The following is a 16,013-nucleotide window of genomic DNA, read 5'->3' as shown; positions in this document are numbered from 1 at the left end:
TGTGCCCTAATTATATATATTATCATAATTTATCAAAAAAAAGCTGCTGAACGATATAAGTTCTTGACAAAATTTTGCGGATATTCGCGAAACCGCCCGGGAGGAGAAAAAAGGGCCCGGCAGACGTCAGGCGCTACGGCTGCTGAACGGGCTCCCCTTCAAGAATTTCATCCTTCTTGTACTTTAGTTTCGTCGCCTCTCCCCCTCTTAAATGTCTGATGGATTTATGATAATCGAGTATTTCTTTTACTTCATTCGCCAAGTCAGGATTGATTTCAGGCAGGCGCTCTGTCAGATCTTTGTGTACGGTACTTTTGGAAACACCAAACTCTTTCGCAATGACACGAACGGTTTTTTTCGTCTCCACGATATACTTGCCAATCTTGATTGTTCGCTCTTTGATGTAATCGTGCACACCACTCGACCTCCCCAGTTGGATGTGAGAAGTGTGAAATGAGATCCGTATTCTGTAACAGATTCACTGATGATGCAGCTTCTTCGTTGTCCGATTATATAAGAAGGTTTTAGAAATATGCCCACGATCCCTCACCTCAAACACTCTCTTTGATAGGTTTGTAACAGTGTATTAGCAATGAATTGGGAATATGCTAAAAACTCAATAAGGACAAGGGGCGGGTCATAATTTTCTGCTTTTTGATCGGGGGGTTTACATCCGCGCGATCCTGCTGTAGAATGAAACAGCACAATTAGTTACTTAGGTAAGTTTTTTGAAAAGGAGAACGGAAATGATCCACGTCAACAGACGCCTCATTCACCAAATCAATCAATGCGCCCGCCTGATTACGAAGAAAGCCAATGAACGGCTGGAACCATTCGGCCTGTACTCCTCTCAATGGTCAATCCTATATTGCTTAAAAACGATCGGACCGATGACCCAAAAAGAAATCTGGTCCTATCTGAACGTAGAGGCGCCGACCGTTACCAGAACGATCAAACGCCTTGAAGAAAACGGCTGGATTCAGCGGGAACAGGGAGAAGACAAGCGGGAAAAGCTCGTCGTCCTGACGAAGGAAGCTGAATTGAAATACGACAGCATCAATCAAGAGATGCTGAAGTTCGAGGAAGACATGCTTGCGGATTTCCAAGATGGAGATAAGGAAGCTTTTTCTGAGTTTCTGAATGTGTTTTTAACGAAATAGAAAAGAAAGGGAAGTGCTGTACTTTTGAGTAAATCTGACTCGATCTGGACCAAAGATTTTATTATGGTCGTACTCGTGAATTTATTTGTCTTTGTGTTCTTTTATACATTTTTGGCCGTGCTGCCTATCTATATGATTCAGGAGCTTGGCGGCAGTGAATCGCAAGGAGGGCTTTTGATCAGCCTGTTCCTGTTATCTGCTATTATCACCCGTCCTTTTTCAGGGGCGATTATTGAACGGTTCGGCAAGAAAAGAATGACGATTGTATCCTTGGCGCTGTTCGCCCTGTCTTCTTATCTGTATTTGCCGCTACACAATTTCTATCTCCTGCTCGGACTGCGTTTTTTCCAAGGCATCTGGTTCAGCATTTTAACGACGGTTACGGGCGCAATTGCCGCTGACATTATTCCCGCCAAGCGGCGCGGCGAGGGGCTCGGTTATTTTGCGATGTCTATGAACCTTGCCATGGCGATCGGTCCTTTTCTCGGGCTGAGTCTTGTGAAAGTCATCTCGTTCCCGGTTTTCTTTACGATTTTTGCCGTATTTGTTTCTTTAGGCTTGCTGATTGCTTTTATGATTCGTGTGCCGGATCAAAACAACAGCGGAACGACTGTCTTCCGTTTTTCTTTCTCCGACATGTTTGAAAAAGGCGCGCTTAAAATCGCGATTGTCGGGTTGTCCATTTCTTTCTGTTATTCAAGTGTGACTTCATATTTATCCGTTTATGCCAAGACGATCCACCTGTTGGATGTCAGCGGCTATTTCTTCGTCTGTTTCGCCGTGACGATGATGGCCGCCCGTCCTTTCACAGGAAAGCTGTTTGACAGAGTGGGGCCGGGAATCGTCATCTATCCGTCGATTATCGTGTTCTCCGCGGGGCTTTGCATGCTGGCGATGACAAACAGCGCCCTCATGCTTCTCTTGTCCGGTGCCGTAATCGGTCTCGGATACGGCTCTATCGTACCGTGCATGCAGACGCTGGCGATTCAGAACTCGCCCGGACACCGTTCAGGCTTTGCGACGGCTACCTTCTTCACTTTCTTTGACAGCGGGATTGCCGGCGGATCCTATGTATTCGGCCTCTTTGTTGCTTCGGCCGGATTCCATTCGATTTATCTGGCAGCGGGGCTGTTCGTCCTGATTGCTTTGCTCCTGTATGGCTGGAGCCAGAAAAAAAGAACGCCGCTTGAAGCGGACGGAAACGTTTCAATCGCAGACTGATATGACAAAAAGCCGGGGGCAGCCCCCGGCTTTTTTTATTCGGCCGCTCTTTCCCGCGCGATTCGTCCCTCCGCTTTTACATAAGGAGGATGAATATACATAAGCGCCGTATAAACGAGACATGACAAAATGACACCCGCAAACCAGGAGATATCATAGATGCCGGCGAACGCCGGGACGTACATCCCGATTAAAGAAATAAACGCGCCGAGAAAAGTCGCGGCAAAGGCCCGGTAATTATAGCCTTTGTAATAAGTGTACTGTCCGGTTTCCGAATAAAGGTCTTCAACTGAGAGCCGCCTTTTTCTGATGATAAAATAATCAGCCATCATCACCCCGGCCACCGGTCCGAGCATCCCGCCGATGAGCCCGAGAAACGCATAAACATTCGTGGCGCTCTCCATCAGCTTCCACGGTATTGTGAACAGAGCCAAAACGGCGGCCAAATACCCTCCCCTCCTGAATGTAATATACTTCGGCAGGACATTCGCCAAGTCATAGGCCGGTGACACGATGTTTGCCGCCACGTTAACCGAGACGGCGGCGATGCAAAGTGTGATGACCGAAAGAGCGATAACGAAAGGATTATCAAACCGGGCCAAAATCTCCACCACATCCCAAATCGGTTCTCCGAATGCTACTTGTGATCCGGATGTCACCGTGATGCTTGCAAACGCGAACAGCGCAAACGTTCCCGGCAGCCCGTAAAACTGGCCGCGAATCTGTTCTTTTTGCGACGCGGCGAACCGGGTGAAGTCAGGGATATTCAGGATCAGCGTCGCCCATATTCCGATAATGCCCGTCACCCCTGCTGCAAACGGCCAAAACGTTTCAGAAAAGGTGTGGAACTTTCCCGGCTGTGAGTAAATCGGTCCGAGCCCGCCGGCAATATCTATCGCCCACCAGACCATGCCGCCGAAGACGAGATAAACAAGCGGGCCCGCCCACACTTCAAATTTTTTGATCGATTCCATGCCGTGCCGCAGCACAAGCAGATGAATGCCCCAAAAGAAAATGAACGACAGAAAACCCGGCAGATGAAGCCCGAGTATATTCCAATCTCCGCCGAGACTCCCCCAGCCCGGCCATATGTTCAAAAGCAGAATGTGCAAAGCCGTGCTCCCGGCAAATGTTTGAATTCCGAGCCACATGATGGCTGTAAACGCCCTGAGAAGCGCCGGAATGTTAGCCCCGTATATTCCGTAAGAAGCCCTGATAATGACCGGAAAAGGCAGTCCGTATTTCGTTCCGGCATGGCCGTTCAAGGCCAAAGCGGCGAACAAAATGAGTGACGCCGTCACGATAATGGCGAGCACCTGCCACGGAGAAAGACCGATCGCAATGAGCCCGCCCACAGTCGCGTAGGTCGGGATATTATGAATACAACCCATCCAGATGGATGCAAAATTCACCGCTTTCCATGTCCGTTCGCCGTCTTCTAAAGGCAGTAAATCTTTGTTGCTTAGCCGATCACTCGTTGTTTTTTTCATTTTCTCCCTCCCCTATGTGCGTTTTCCTTACATCACATGTGAAAAAATATAACTGAAAATTCCGTAAATAACATTGGTCGCTGTCGACAATAATCGTTTTGATTTTTGAGCACATTACACAAAAAAGAGACGGGGAGAGCCCGTCTCTTTTTGTTGCGCCTGTTAAGAGGCTTTTTTGAGGAGAACCGAAAACCGGAACGCCATCAAAAGGCTTACAGCGCCGACAACGATAAGAATCGTCCCAAGCATATGAAAATGGCCGGCGGTAATTTCTTTTCCGAAAAGAATGCCCAAAATGACAGAAGACAAAATCGAACCGAGATACCGGCAGGTCTGAAACAGGCCGGACGTTGTTCCGACCATGTCGGCGGGGCTCGTTTTCAGCATGGCCGCCTGAAACGTGACATTTCCGAAGCCGTAGCCGACACCCAGCACGGACAGGATCAGTCCTTTTCCTATCATGGGCGCCTGAAGAAAGAAAAACGTTAACAGCACCGCCCCGATCGCGGTCAGGCAGGTTCCGGCAACAATCGGCTGAAGAAGCCCTTTCTTATCTATCCATTTTCCGGTCAGAGGCGACACCAGAATACTCATGCCCGACATAAACAGCATAATCAATCCGCTTGTCTGAACGGACAAATGCATTTCATCCTGAAAATAGCTCGGAAGCCCGAAAAAGATGCAGTAAAAGAATATATTCAGCAAAATAAATTGAATATACACCGACGATAGTTTCCGATGCGTTTTAAACAGCCTGACATCAATAAACGGCTTCTCTGTTTTCAGCTCGCGCCAGATAAACAGCCCGACAAACAAAAGCCCGAATACGCCTTCTGTATAGTGAGGCTTCGTACTGAAGGACAATAAAAACGACAGGAGAAGGATAATCGCCCCGGCAAACAGAAATATCCCGATCGTATCAAGCTGGCGGAGCACGCCTTTCAAGCCGCCGATCTCGCGTTTTTCATCTTTCGGAAACATATACATTCCGAGAAAAAAGCTGAGAATGATAAACGGCAGATTGACGAAAAAGATCGCCGGCCACCCTCCCCAAACGATCAGAAGACCGCCGAGAGTCGGACCGAGCGCCGTCATGGCTGATGCAAAGATTGACAGGACGGCCAGCGCCGAAGCCTGCTTCTCCTGTATATTTGAACGGATCAATCCGACGCCGGACGGATATATCGCGCTGCTTCCGATCGATTGAAAAAGCCGCATGATCAGCAAAGTCATAAAAGTCGGCGCAAACGGCGCGCCGACCGCTGAGACGGCAACAAGCAGAAGCCCGATCAAAAACAGCTTCTTCCTGCCGAGCATATCACCGAGCTTCCCGGTAACAGGCTGCGCCACCGCGCTGGCCAGATAAAAGGACGATATCAGCCAGGACACCGTTGTAAACGACAGGTGAAATTCATGCTGAATACTGTGAAGCGCAAGAGAAATCATCGACGAGTTCAATGGGTTCAGCATCGTCCCCGAAGCCACGGCCGTCAAGAACAGGACGCGGCTTTTTTTGGAGATTGTCATTTTGTCTGTGCGATAAATTCTTCCGTCGTCCGGCTTCTGCCGATTTTCGGGAAGATAAACTTGAGTGTCGCTTCGTGCTGTTCATCGCTGAATGTCGCCATCGCGTCAGTTACGAAAACTTGCTGATACCCGAGCTGAAAAGCTTCTCGCGCCGTGCTTTCCACACCGATGTTTGTCGCAATCCCGCATAACACAATCGTGTCGATTCCCCGTCTTCTGAGCTGAAGGTCCAGGTCCGTGCCGAAAAACGCGCCCCACTGCCGTTTTGTTACCGTATAATCGTTTTCTTTCACTCCGATGTCAGGCACAAATTCAGCCCAGTCCGCCGGCGGAGCCGAATGGCCCGCCGCCTCTTCATCCGTCAGCGGCTTCAGCGCATCCGCTCCGTCATGAAAATCCACGTTCACAAAGCTGATAAATCCGCCTTTTTCCCTGAACACATCAATTAATTTTTTCGCGTTCGGCACAACGGTACCGCTTTTATCAATCGGCACAATGCCTTTTTGTAAATCAATAAGGACCAAAGCCGTTTTTTCAAATTGCAGATTTAATGATGTTGTCATAATGATTCCTCCTGATGCAGTTAGTGTTTCTCACCCCGTTTATTTTACTCTTTCCCGGACAGGATTTCTTCCGCCGTGCTCCGGCGCTCTTTTTATGGATATAAAGTCGCACGACACCCATTTGAAAAAGCAGCATGATGAACGCAAAAAACCATGTCAGATAACCTTACATGAAAATGTTTTATCGTTCTTTTTTCTCTATAATAATGAATTAATCACAATTACATTCTGAATGAGACGGAGGAATACAACATGCAGATGGGCGATACAGTATTTATGTTCTTTTGCGCTTTACTCGTGTGGCTGATGACCCCCGGGCTGGCTTTGTTTTACGGCGGAATGGTAAAAAGCAAAAATGTGCTCAGCACGGCGATGCATAGTTTTTCTTCTCTCGCCATCGTATCCGTCGTTTGGGTTTTGTACGGATATTCACTTGCTTTTGCCCCCGGCAATACATGGCTTGGCGGGATTGAATGGGCCGGGCTGAAGGGGGTCGGCTTTGAACCCGGAAGTTACAGTGATACGATCCCGCATTCCTTGTTCATGATGTTCCAAATGACGTTTGCCGTACTGACAACGGCCATTATTTCCGGAGCATTTGCTGAACGCATGAGATTCAGTGCTTTTCTTGTATTTTCCTTTTTGTGGGCTTCCCTCGTATATACGCCCGTTGCGCACTGGGTATGGGGCGGCGGCTGGATCGGCCAAATGGGCGCTCTTGACTTCGCAGGCGGAAACGTCGTCCACATTTCTTCCGGAGTCGCAGGGCTTGTGCTGGCGATTGTGCTCGGGAAACGCAAGGACGGCACGGCGGCTTCGCCTCACAACTTAATTTACACGTTCTTGGGCGGAGCGCTCATCTGGTTCGGATGGTTCGGCTTCAATGTCGGAAGCGCCCTCACGCTTGACAGTATCGCGATGTTTGCCTTCATTAACACAAACACCGCGGCTGCAGCCGGAATTATCGGCTGGATTTTAATCGAATGGATGCTGAATAAAAAACCGACCATGCTGGGCGCTGTATCAGGCGCTATCGCCGGGCTTGTCGCCATTACGCCGGCTGCCGGGTTCGTTACGCCGTTCTCTTCCATTGTAATCGGTTTCATCGGCGGGCTTGTCTGCTTTTGGGGCGTTTATTGGCTCAAAAAGACTTTCGGTTATGATGATGCGCTTGACGCTTTCGGCCTGCATGGGATCGGCGGCACATGGGGCGGCATCGCGACCGGTTTATTCGCAACCACTTCCGTCAATGACGGCGGGGCAAACGGGCTGTTTTACGGCGATCCGGGACTGCTCTGGAAGCAGATTGCGGCCATTGCGGCAACCTATGTATTTGTATTTATTGTCACTTTCGTTATCATTAAAATTGTAGGTCTGTTCATTCCCCTGCGCGCCAGTGAAGAAGAAGAGTCACTTGGGCTTGATTTAACGATGCACGGGGAAAAAGCATATCAGGACTTATAAAGTGAGGAGTGGCTTAGATGAGCGGTCAAATGTTCAAGGTAGAAATCGTTACGCGTCCGGCTAAGTTTGAAACATTGAAACAGGAACTCGGTAAAATCGGAGTCACATCGCTGACCTTCTCCAACGTACACGGCTGCGGCCTTCAAAAAGCCCACACCGAACTGTACCGCGGAGTCAAAATTGAAAGCAATGTGTATGAACGGCTGAAAGTGGAAATCGTTGTCAGCAAGGTCCCCGTTGATCAAGTCGTGGAAACGGCGAAAAAAGTGCTGAAAACGGGAGAGCCCGGAGACGGCAAAATATTCGTCTATGAAATCGGAAACACGATTAATATCCGCACCGGAGAAGAAGGACCAGGAGCTTTATAAACAGGCAGAACGCCCGGAGACAGAAATGTCCCGGGCGTTTTTTCTAGCTTCATTAAAAAGAAGAAACCTTTTTTTCATGCGGGACAGGCCGCTTATGCCGTACGGGTTGTTTTTTCGCATATGTACTGATATTGACCAGTATGCCGCACAAAAACAGCGTCATAATTAATGAAGAACCGCCGTAGCTGATAAACGGAAGCGGCACACCCGTAACCGGGAGAAGTCCGCTCATCGCTCCCAAATTCAATACAACCTGAAACATTAATTGAAACGTAATTCCGATGGCAAGAAGCTTCCCGAACGGGTCATCAGCCCGCACGGCCGTTTTTACGCCGAGAAGCATTAACGCAAAATATAATCCCAAAACGATCAGAACACCGAATATCCCCAGTTCTTCGCTGATCACGGCCATAATGAAATCGGTATGCGCCTCAGGCAGATAGTTCATTTTTTCAACACTGTTTCCAAGCCCTCTTCCGAAAAGCCCGCCTCCGGAAATAGCAAAATAGGATTGAATCAGCTGATAGCCGTCCCCGTTCGCGTCACCAAACGGATTGGTAAAGGAAACGAGGCGCTTCACACGATAGGAAGCCGAAAATGCGAGATAAACAACCCCGGACACCGCCGTCGCGCCGAGCACGAACAGATGGCGCTTTTTCAAGCCGGCACATAATAAAATCGACCCGCACGCCGCCAGGATTAAGGAAGCCGTCCCTAAATCAGGCTCCGCCAATGTCAGCAGAAAAGCAGTTCCCAAAATCACTAAAGGCGGCAGAACCCCTTTCACAAATTGATGAATGTACGGCTGCTTTTTCGTATAAATCGAAGCGAAATACAAAATCATCGCGATCTTAGCCAATTCAGACGGCTGTACGACAAGCGGGCCCGCTCCCAGCCACCTGCGGGAAAAATTCCGCTCCAGCCCGATTCCCGGTATCAATACGAGCAGCAGCAATACCAGCGAACCGACCACAAACAGCGGTACAAGCCGCGCATACCGCTTATACGGCAGACAGGCGGCAAATAGAAATAAGCATAATCCGATCAGTAAAGAGGTACTTTGTTTATGGAAGAAATAGGATCGATCTCCATACCGCTGAGACCCCATCACATCACTGGCGCTGTACACCATTAACAAGCCGAATCCGCAAAGCAGCATAATGACAAACACAAGCGGCAGATCGGCGTTTTTCAAACGTTTCAGCAACGGACAAAACTCCTTCGGCTATTCTTTTCCCGCATACTTGACGCACAGTAATACAGTCACGTTTCATTCTGTTTACTTTTTTATGATTATTTTTAATACCAATTGTGTCTCATAGAAAAAAGCATTACACTGTTCATATAAAATAAAGATAAAAGGTGATATTTGTGAATTACGAACTATTTAAAGCGATCAATGGTTTGTCGCACCATAGTGCCATTCTCGACTCTATCATGGTATTTATTACGGAATACGCCATTTACGCCTACGCCCTTTTCCTGCTTGCCATGTGGCTGTTCGGAAGCACAAAAGGCAGACAAAACGCCCTGTACGCGGGCTTCACGGGTGTTGCAGCGCTTATCATCAACTACCTCATCACGAAAGTCTATATCGAGCCGCGCCCCTTTGTCGAGCATACGGTTCATACGCTGATCCCTCATGCCGCGGATGCTTCATTTCCGAGTGACCATACGACAGGCGCATTGGCGATTTCAATTGCGATTCTGTTCCGCAACAAAAAACTCGGCTGGCCGCTTGTGATTTTCGGCCTTTTGACCGGCTTCTCAAGAATTTGGGTCGGCCACCATTATCCGATCGATGTGCTCGGAAGCATTATCGTTTCCCTCATTGTCGGATTCCTGCTGTTCAGATTTTCAAATGTGCTTCGTCCGATTGTCGATCTGATCGTGCGAATCTATGAAAGTATCGTTCATAAAAGCAAATCGACAAACCATAATATATAAAAAAGCCGGCGTCTGTCACAGACTGCCGGTTTTTGTATGTTTGGCTGTATGCTTTTTCCTTTGTAAAGCACAGAATGCGGCAATGCCGAGACTGTCAATCAGCACATCGCGGAGGCATCCGTTTCTGCCGAAAAAGAGCTGGACGATTTCTGTCAGGAAAGCGGCGGCCAATGCATACAGCACCGCCCTCTTCATGCGCCTGCGCTCCCTGAAAAACAAATAGGCGAGCACAAAAAATGAAAACGCGTGCCCGAGCTTTTGAATCGCCGCTTCCGGTATGGCGAGCTCCGCCATATCGAACACAAAGAAACCGGACACATCCGGATGCGGCGTGAAACGGAAGGACACCGTCTGCGACACAATCATATCGTGAAAGCTTTCCGTCAAAGCAGAAACGAAAACAAAGACGAGCCACCCGGCCGCCAGACATTTATTCAAACAGCATCTCCTTCGTTTTCTACTAGTATAAAGGCACATGCGGCAATATGAAAAGCGCCTATCTGAGCTGATAGGCGCTTTGGGATCAAGATTACTTGCCCGAATCTTTCATTGAGCCGTCATCTTTACCATCTGTCTTGTCTTTTGTGCCGTCCTCTTTGTCACCTGGTTTTTCTTCGGTTTCTTTTTTAGGCGTCACATCTTTTTTCTCGGAAGACTGCTGAATTGACCCTTCCGTTTCTTCTGTCACAGCGTTTTTCTCTTCAGCCGCCGCTTTTTCAATAGATGTTACCGGCTTGTCCATAAAATTGAGCGGGTTCATCGCTACGCCGTCCTTGCGGATTTCAAAGTGCACGTGATTTCCGCTTTCTTCACTGTAAAGGTTTTTTCCGGATTTACCGATGACCTGGTTCTGCTTTACTTTGTCGCCCTGATCCACGCTGACTTCAGATAAAGACTGATAGACAGTAGACAGGCCGTCTGAGTGTTCAATTTCAACCACATATCCCAGTACCGGGTCTTTAGCAGCTTTAACAACCGTACCGCTCAGAGAAGCAGAAACATCAAATGATTTTCCGTCTTTCTCAGCTAAGTCAATTCCTTTACTGAGGCTGTACGTGTTATTATAGTTAACAAGTGCTGCTTCTTTCTCTTTTTTTGCGGCATCAGTTTCATAAAACTTTTTCACAACAGAAACATTTTCAGAATGAGCAGCCGGCATTGCGACGTTTTCCATTGACTTGCCTACTTCGACGGCATCGTCTTTGCCGCTGTCATACGCGGAGTTTCCGCCGTTGTTCGTCAGATTGTCCTTCACATCATTCGAAACGGATTGATACCAAAGGACAGCTGTTAAAATGACGGCCGCACTGACTAAGTAGATTGCAGGGAATATCCAGCGTTTGCGAAAAAACCGCTGAAGTTTTTTGACTTGAGAAGTTTTCTTTTCTTCCTCTCTCATTTGTTCATCACCTCAGCAACATTCTGAACACTTTTCTGAAAATATATACACATTCATAAAAAACTTTTTTGGAAATAGTATGTGCAGATTGCACTTGATTATGTAATAAAATGTGAAGGGAGATCCCGGAATATGAATTTGACCCTGCGCAAAGCCGTATTGGAGGATTTAGATGCGGTGGTGGCCATATACAACTCGACGATTGCCTCACGAATGGTAACGGCTGATACGGAAGAAGTGACGCCCGAAGACCGGATGGATTGGTTTTTGCGGCACACGGACCGGCGCCCGCTGATGGTCGCGGAAGATGAAACCGGCAAAGTGGCGGCCTGGATCAGCTTTGAAACGTTTTACGGCCGTCCTGCCTATGACAAAACGGCGGAAATCAGCATCTATCTGCATCAGGATTGCCGCGGCAAAGGAGCAGGAAGCTTTCTGCTGAAAGAAGCCCTGGCACTCGCTCCGGCAATCGGCATCCGCAGCCTGATGGCTTTTATCTTCGGACATAATGTGCCGAGCATTAAGCTGTTTGAAAAATTCGGTTTTACCGAATGGGGCGTATTCCCGGGTATCGCCGAAATGGACGGAAAACGATATGACTTGAACATTTTAGGGAGAGAACTGTCATGATCACCATCGATAAAGACAAAGACGAAAACCAGCCGCTCAATAAAAAAGCCCGTTCCCTTGCCGACATCGCCAAATGGGGAAAGATCACCGCCGTGTTTCTGATCATCACGGGCTCTCTTTCCGCTCTGTCAGCCATTGTGACGCTGCTCGGAGCCATTCCGGGGGTTCTGCTCATCATTTCCGGCGTCATGCTGATGCGCTCGGCAAAAGCGGCTGCCGCCCTTCAGGAAGGACTAGAAGAAAACGCGGAAGAAAATATGCTTGCACATTACGCGTCATTTATCAAAATGCAGTTTTTTTACGCGGCATCCAGTGTGGTATTGGGCATTCTCGCTTTTATTTTAGTCGTCATCTTCGCTGTCATCGGAATTATCGCTTATCACAGCACTGATACGTATGACACGCCTGATTCATATTACTATGAGAACGACCCGGTGTTTGAATGACAAAAAGAGCTGATCGCGTGTCAGCTCTTTTTTAATAAAGCATTTCTTTTTTCCGGTCTTCTTCCGTTAAAAATTCAATAAAGCTCTTCATCGCAGACGGCTCCTCGGCAATCAGCCGGGTATAGGCGCTTTTCCGTTCCTCGGACAGAATGTCGCTTTTTCTGATTCTGTTCAGCATATAAAGGCGGATCGTTTTTTGCACCTGTTTCCGCTGATAGCCGGCTTCCTTAAAAAACGCAAGACCCAGAGCCGCAAGGAGGGCAAAAATGCCGGCCGATACGAGAGCTCCTCTCCCGGAAGGGGCCTGAATCAAAAGCGATGCCAGATGAAACAGACTAAAAGCGGCGAGCGGGAAAGCAAGAAAACGGTAAATGATGCTTTTTTTCATCAGCGGCGCGATGGCGATTTGTATTTTCTGAATTTCTTTTTTTATGAATCCCGGCAATTGTTCCGCATGCTCCAGCTTCATGCCCTCTCCCCTTTGCTGTCATTTTTGTCTTCTTTTTCATATATGCATATTTTACCGCACCCGGAACTTTCTTTGAAAGAAAACTGCATTCATCTTTGATTCCGGCTCTTTATTCTTTCAAAATGTCAATGTTATAATTTGAAATGGGAATCAGATTGCTGCACTTGTCGGAATACTAATGGGCACAGTCTTGATAAATATGATATAGCGGGGTTGCAAAGTGAGCATTTCATTTATTTTATTCGGATTTTTTTTCGTTTTAAATATACTTTTGGCCGTCATCATGATTTTTAAAGAAAGACGCGATGCCAGCGCTTCATGGGCTTGGCTCTTGGTTCTTTTTTTTATTCCCATTTTAGGGTTTATTTTATACCTGTTATTCGGCCATAACCTGAGACGCAAGCATCTGTTTCAATGGGAAGACCGTAAAAAAATCGGGATTGAAAAGCTGCTGAAGTCTCAGCTGAAGGATCTGAAGTCGAGGCAATTCCAATTTAACAACAGGGCGACTGTGGATAATAAAGACCTCATCTATATGCTTGTCATGAACAACCACGCAGTCTTTACAGAGGATAATTCGGTGGAGATTTTGACGGACGGGCGCGATAAGTTCAAACGCTTAATGAAGGACATTTCCAACGCAAAAGATCATATTCACCTTCAATACTATATTTATAAAGGTGATGAACTGGGAAAAAAATTGCGCGATGCTTTAGTGAAAAAAGCACGGGAAGGCGTAAAAGTCAGAGTGTTATATGATGAACTCGGTTCAAGATCACTCAGAAAAAAATTCTTCAAACCGCTGCGGGACGCCGGCGGCCATGTGGAAGTCTTTTTTCCTTCCAGGCTTCGTCCGATTAATTTGCGGCTCAATTACCGGAATCACCGCAAGCTCGTCATCATTGACGGCGAAACCGGCTATGTCGGCGGCTTTAACGTCGGAGATGAATATCTCGGCCTGAATCCGAAATTCGGCTACTGGCGCGATACGCACCTCAGGCTTCAAGGCACGGCGGTACACGCCATTCAGACACGGTTTATCCTCGATTGGAACCAAGCCTCCCATCATCATACGCTCACATACGTTCCGAATCATTTTCCGGAATGCGAGCCGAAGGGCAACGTCGGGATGCAGATTGTCACGAGCGGACCGGACTCAGAATGGGAACAAATTAAAAACGGCTATATCAAGATGATCTCAACGGCCAAACGGTCGATCCTGATTCAGACGCCTTACTTTATTCCTGACTCAAGTCTTTTAGATGCCCTCAGGATCGCCTGTCTGTCAGGCATCGACGTCAAAATCATGATTCCGAACAAGCCGGATCACGCTTTCGTTTACTGGGCGACTTTATCTTACATCGGCGATCTTTTGAAAGCCGGAGCCTCAGTCTACATTTACGATAACGGCTTTATTCATGCAAAAACGATTGTCGTCGATGATGAGACGGCTTCAGTCGGTACGGCGAATATCGACGTCAGAAGCTTCAGACTTAATTTTGAAGTCAACGCCTTTATTTATGACGTCACCATTGCGAAAAAACTCATTTCCTCATTTAAAGAAGATCTGCTCGTCTCCAGAAAATATACGTATGAAGAATATCAGGAGCGTTCGCTGTGGATCCGCATTAAAGAATCGATTTCAAGACTTCTTTCGCCGATTTTGTAATTCCCGGGGTGTTTTCTCGGGAATTTTCTGATATAAAAACGGACACGGCATGAAAAAACACATTTTATATTCAAAAGAATGACCGAATAGTGTATAAATGAAAAGTGAGTATTTTTTTGTAAAGGAGTGCCATAGTTTGAAACCTGAATCAGTGAATCGTTCGCTTATTTCTATTTCGAAATGGGGAAAAGCGACAGGTATTTTATTTATTATCGTGGGTGCGTTTGCGGCGCTGTCGGGCGCGTTTTTCTTTTTAATCGGAGCCATTCCCGGCGTTCTGCAGATCATTGCCGGCATTTTTCTGATGCGCTCGGCAAATGAAGCGGGACAGATGGCGGAGCAGTTCAATGAACTGACAGAGGAACATATGCTGGAGAATTATGCAAAGTTCGTGAAAATGCAGGGGATCTACCTGATTGTGACGATCGGCTTGTCCGTTCTCGGTATCGTTCTCTTCATTGTCCTCATGACGCTCGGCATCGTGGACGGCGTGTTTAATAATATTGATGCCAATACATATTAAAAAGGAAAATCCCGGCGCATCCGCCCGGGATTTTTTCTTATTCCGCTTCTTCAATAACGGTAAAGCGTTCGTTTTTGTGCTTCGGATTTGCCAATACGGCGATGGCATAATGGCGCAGCTGATGCAGCTGTCTGCAAATATTCTTTCAGACATTCCGGCTTCAGCTCAAAAAAGTTTATTCAAATAAAGCTTTTCCTCAGAGTTTCAACTGAAATCACTCAATTGTTCGACTGTTCCTGATCAGGTTTAGAAGCAAGAATTGTGATTCTGCAAAATAAGGATAAAAGCCCTGATGGGACAAGACCACTCATCATACAATTTTTTGGGTCTTTGTAATTAAATTACAATTGTTCTTAATATTCACTCATGTATTCATGCTATTATATTGAAAGGAACGATCAAAAGCGTTGGCGTTCGTTAAATATTTACGAGTGCTGCCTCATGTCAAAGTCAGAAAAAATAGTATAGGAGGTAACATATGTTTAAGTTTAAAAAGAAATTCTTAGTTGGATTAACGGCTGCTTTCATGAGTATCAGCATGTTTTCGGCAACCGCCTCTGCAGCTGGCACAGATTACTGGCAAAATTGGACTGATGGGGGCGGAACAGTCAACGCTGTCAATGGATCTGGCGGGAATTACAGTGTTAATTGGTCTAATACCGGAAATTTCGTTGTTGGTAAAGGCTGGACTACAGGCTCGCCATTTAGAACAATAAACTATAATGCCGGAGTCTGGGCGCCGAATGGCAATGGATATTTGACTTTATATGGCTGGACGAGAGCACCTCTCATCGAATATTATGTAGTGGATTCATGGGGTACTTACAGACCTACCGGAACGTATAAAGGTACTGTAAAGAGTGATGGAGGTACATATGACATATATACAACGACACGTTATAACGCACCTTCCATTGATGGCGATAACACTACTTTTACGCAGTACTGGAGTGTTCGCCAGTCGAAGAGACCAACCGGAAGCAACGCTGCAATCACTTTCAGCAATCATGTTAACGCCTGGAAGAGCCATGGAATGAATCTGGGCAGTAATTGGGCTTATCAAGTCTTAGCGACAGAAGGATATAAAAGCAGCGGAAGTTCTAATGTAACAGTGTGGTAACAGCTCATCTTTAATTA

The 16,013-nt window shown here is 47.0% G+C and carries 18 protein-coding genes; 10 read left to right on the top strand and 8 right to left on the bottom strand.

From position 1 onward, the window contains the following. Nucleotides 1-133: 133 nt before the first annotated feature. The gene (spoIIID, locus tag NQS30_RS00865; protein WP_003151236.1) at nt 134-415 is read right to left on the bottom strand and encodes a sporulation transcriptional regulator SpoIIID; all 282 of its coding nucleotides are present in this window, start codon (nt 413-415) and stop codon (nt 134-136) included. Between the two features lie 331 nt (nt 416-746). Here spoIIID and NQS30_RS00860 point away from each other — a divergent pair, with 331 nt between their 5' ends. Next, on the top strand, nt 747-1,160 hold the full coding sequence (locus NQS30_RS00860; RefSeq protein ID WP_007407562.1) for a MarR family winged helix-turn-helix transcriptional regulator: 414 nt from the start codon (nt 747-749) through the stop codon (nt 1,158-1,160). Nucleotides 1,161-1,184: 24 nt separating this feature from the next. Beyond that, nucleotides 1,185-2,381: an MFS transporter gene (locus tag NQS30_RS00855; protein ID WP_012118641.1), complete on the top strand. Its 1,197-nt coding sequence runs from the start codon at nt 1,185-1,187 to the stop codon at nt 2,379-2,381. A 35-nt stretch (nt 2,382-2,416) separates the two neighbouring features. On the opposite strand, the gene NQS30_RS00850 is transcribed toward NQS30_RS00855, so the two are convergent. From NQS30_RS00850 to NQS30_RS00840, 3 genes are all read right to left on the bottom strand, one after another. Next, a complete protein-coding gene (locus NQS30_RS00850) occupies nt 2,417-3,871 on the bottom strand; it encodes an NCS1 family nucleobase:cation symporter-1 (RefSeq protein WP_122504236.1) in 1,455 nt (484 codons plus the stop codon). A gap of 162 nt (nt 3,872-4,033) precedes the next feature. Further along, a complete protein-coding gene (locus NQS30_RS00845; protein WP_122504237.1) occupies nt 4,034-5,398 on the bottom strand; it encodes an MFS transporter in 1,365 nt (454 codons plus the stop codon). Continuing rightward, on the bottom strand, nt 5,395-5,961 hold the full coding sequence (locus NQS30_RS00840; RefSeq protein ID WP_012118644.1) for an isochorismatase family protein: 567 nt from the start codon (nt 5,959-5,961) through the stop codon (nt 5,395-5,397). The genes NQS30_RS00845 and NQS30_RS00840 overlap by 4 nt, the downstream gene beginning before the upstream one ends. 252 nt (nt 5,962-6,213) lie before the next feature. Here NQS30_RS00840 and NQS30_RS00835 point away from each other — a divergent pair, with 252 nt between their 5' ends. Together NQS30_RS00835 and NQS30_RS00830 are read left to right on the top strand one after the other, a co-directional pair. Beyond that, nucleotides 6,214-7,425, top strand: coding sequence for an ammonium transporter (locus NQS30_RS00835; RefSeq protein ID WP_003151223.1), 1,212 nt, complete (start codon nt 6,214-6,216; stop codon nt 7,423-7,425). Between the two features lie 17 nt (nt 7,426-7,442). Further along, nucleotides 7,443-7,793 carry a P-II family nitrogen regulator gene (locus NQS30_RS00830; RefSeq protein WP_003151222.1) on the top strand — a complete coding sequence of 117 codons (351 nt, stop codon included), beginning with the start codon at nt 7,443-7,445 and terminating at the stop codon, nt 7,791-7,793. 52 nt (nt 7,794-7,845) lie between these two features. On the opposite strand, the gene ftsW is transcribed toward NQS30_RS00830, so the two are convergent. Further along, a complete protein-coding gene (gene ftsW, locus NQS30_RS00825; RefSeq protein WP_218791403.1) occupies nt 7,846-9,000 on the bottom strand; it encodes a putative lipid II flippase FtsW in 1,155 nt (384 codons plus the stop codon). Nucleotides 9,001-9,164: 164 nt separating this feature from the next. Between ftsW and NQS30_RS00820 the strand changes: the two genes are divergently transcribed. Continuing rightward, entirely contained in the window at nt 9,165-9,740 is a 576-nt protein-coding gene (locus NQS30_RS00820) for an undecaprenyl-diphosphatase (protein WP_059367654.1), read from the top strand. Nucleotides 9,741-9,755: 15 nt separating this feature from the next. On the opposite strand, the gene NQS30_RS00815 is transcribed toward NQS30_RS00820, so the two are convergent. Both NQS30_RS00815 and spoIIQ read right to left on the bottom strand, forming a co-directional pair. Further along, nucleotides 9,756-10,178 (bottom strand): VanZ family protein, encoded by a 423-nt coding sequence (locus tag NQS30_RS00815; RefSeq protein ID WP_007407570.1) that lies wholly within the window; start codon nt 10,176-10,178, stop codon nt 9,756-9,758. A 91-nt stretch (nt 10,179-10,269) separates the two neighbouring features. Continuing rightward, a complete protein-coding gene (gene spoIIQ / locus NQS30_RS00810; protein ID WP_007407571.1) occupies nt 10,270-11,139 on the bottom strand; it encodes a stage II sporulation protein SpoIIQ in 870 nt (289 codons plus the stop codon). Between the two features lie 138 nt (nt 11,140-11,277). Here spoIIQ and NQS30_RS00805 point away from each other — a divergent pair, with 138 nt between their 5' ends. Together NQS30_RS00805 and NQS30_RS00800 are read left to right on the top strand one after the other, a co-directional pair. Further along, a complete protein-coding gene (locus NQS30_RS00805) occupies nt 11,278-11,769 on the top strand; it encodes a GNAT family N-acetyltransferase (protein WP_089072492.1) in 492 nt (163 codons plus the stop codon). Then, nucleotides 11,766-12,215, top strand: coding sequence for a DUF5362 family protein (locus NQS30_RS00800; RefSeq protein ID WP_007407573.1), 450 nt, complete (start codon nt 11,766-11,768; stop codon nt 12,213-12,215). The genes NQS30_RS00805 and NQS30_RS00800 overlap by 4 nt, the downstream gene beginning before the upstream one ends. 31 nt (nt 12,216-12,246) lie before the next feature. On the opposite strand, the gene NQS30_RS00795 is transcribed toward NQS30_RS00800, so the two are convergent. Further along, nucleotides 12,247-12,684, bottom strand: coding sequence for a DUF5392 family protein (locus NQS30_RS00795; RefSeq protein WP_007614328.1), 438 nt, complete (start codon nt 12,682-12,684; stop codon nt 12,247-12,249). Nucleotides 12,685-12,904: 220 nt separating this feature from the next. On the opposite strand from NQS30_RS00795, the gene cls reads away from it, so the two are divergent. The 3 genes from cls (at nt 12,905) to xynA (ending at nt 15,996) form a co-directional block, all read left to right on the top strand. Further along, complete coding sequence (gene cls, locus NQS30_RS00790; protein ID WP_012118648.1) at nt 12,905-14,353, top strand: cardiolipin synthase; 1,449 nt, start codon at nt 12,905-12,907, stop codon at nt 14,351-14,353. Between the two features lie 136 nt (nt 14,354-14,489). After that, nucleotides 14,490-14,876, top strand: a complete 387-nt coding sequence (locus NQS30_RS00785) for a DUF5362 family protein (RefSeq protein ID WP_064115301.1) — start codon at nt 14,490-14,492, stop codon at nt 14,874-14,876. Between the two features lie 478 nt (nt 14,877-15,354). Next, the gene (gene xynA, locus NQS30_RS00780; protein WP_007407578.1) at nt 15,355-15,996 is read left to right on the top strand and encodes an endo-1,4-beta-xylanase XynA; all 642 of its coding nucleotides are present in this window, start codon (nt 15,355-15,357) and stop codon (nt 15,994-15,996) included. Nucleotides 15,997-16,013 lie beyond the last annotated feature (17 nt).

The sequence above is a fragment of the Bacillus sp. B1(2022) genome (genome assembly GCF_040259625.1).
GTDB classification, from domain to species: Bacteria; Bacillota; Bacilli; order Bacillales; family Bacillaceae; genus Bacillus; species Bacillus velezensis.
The sequence above is the reverse complement of the archived record's forward strand: the minus strand, read 5'-3'. Positions and strand labels throughout refer to the sequence as shown.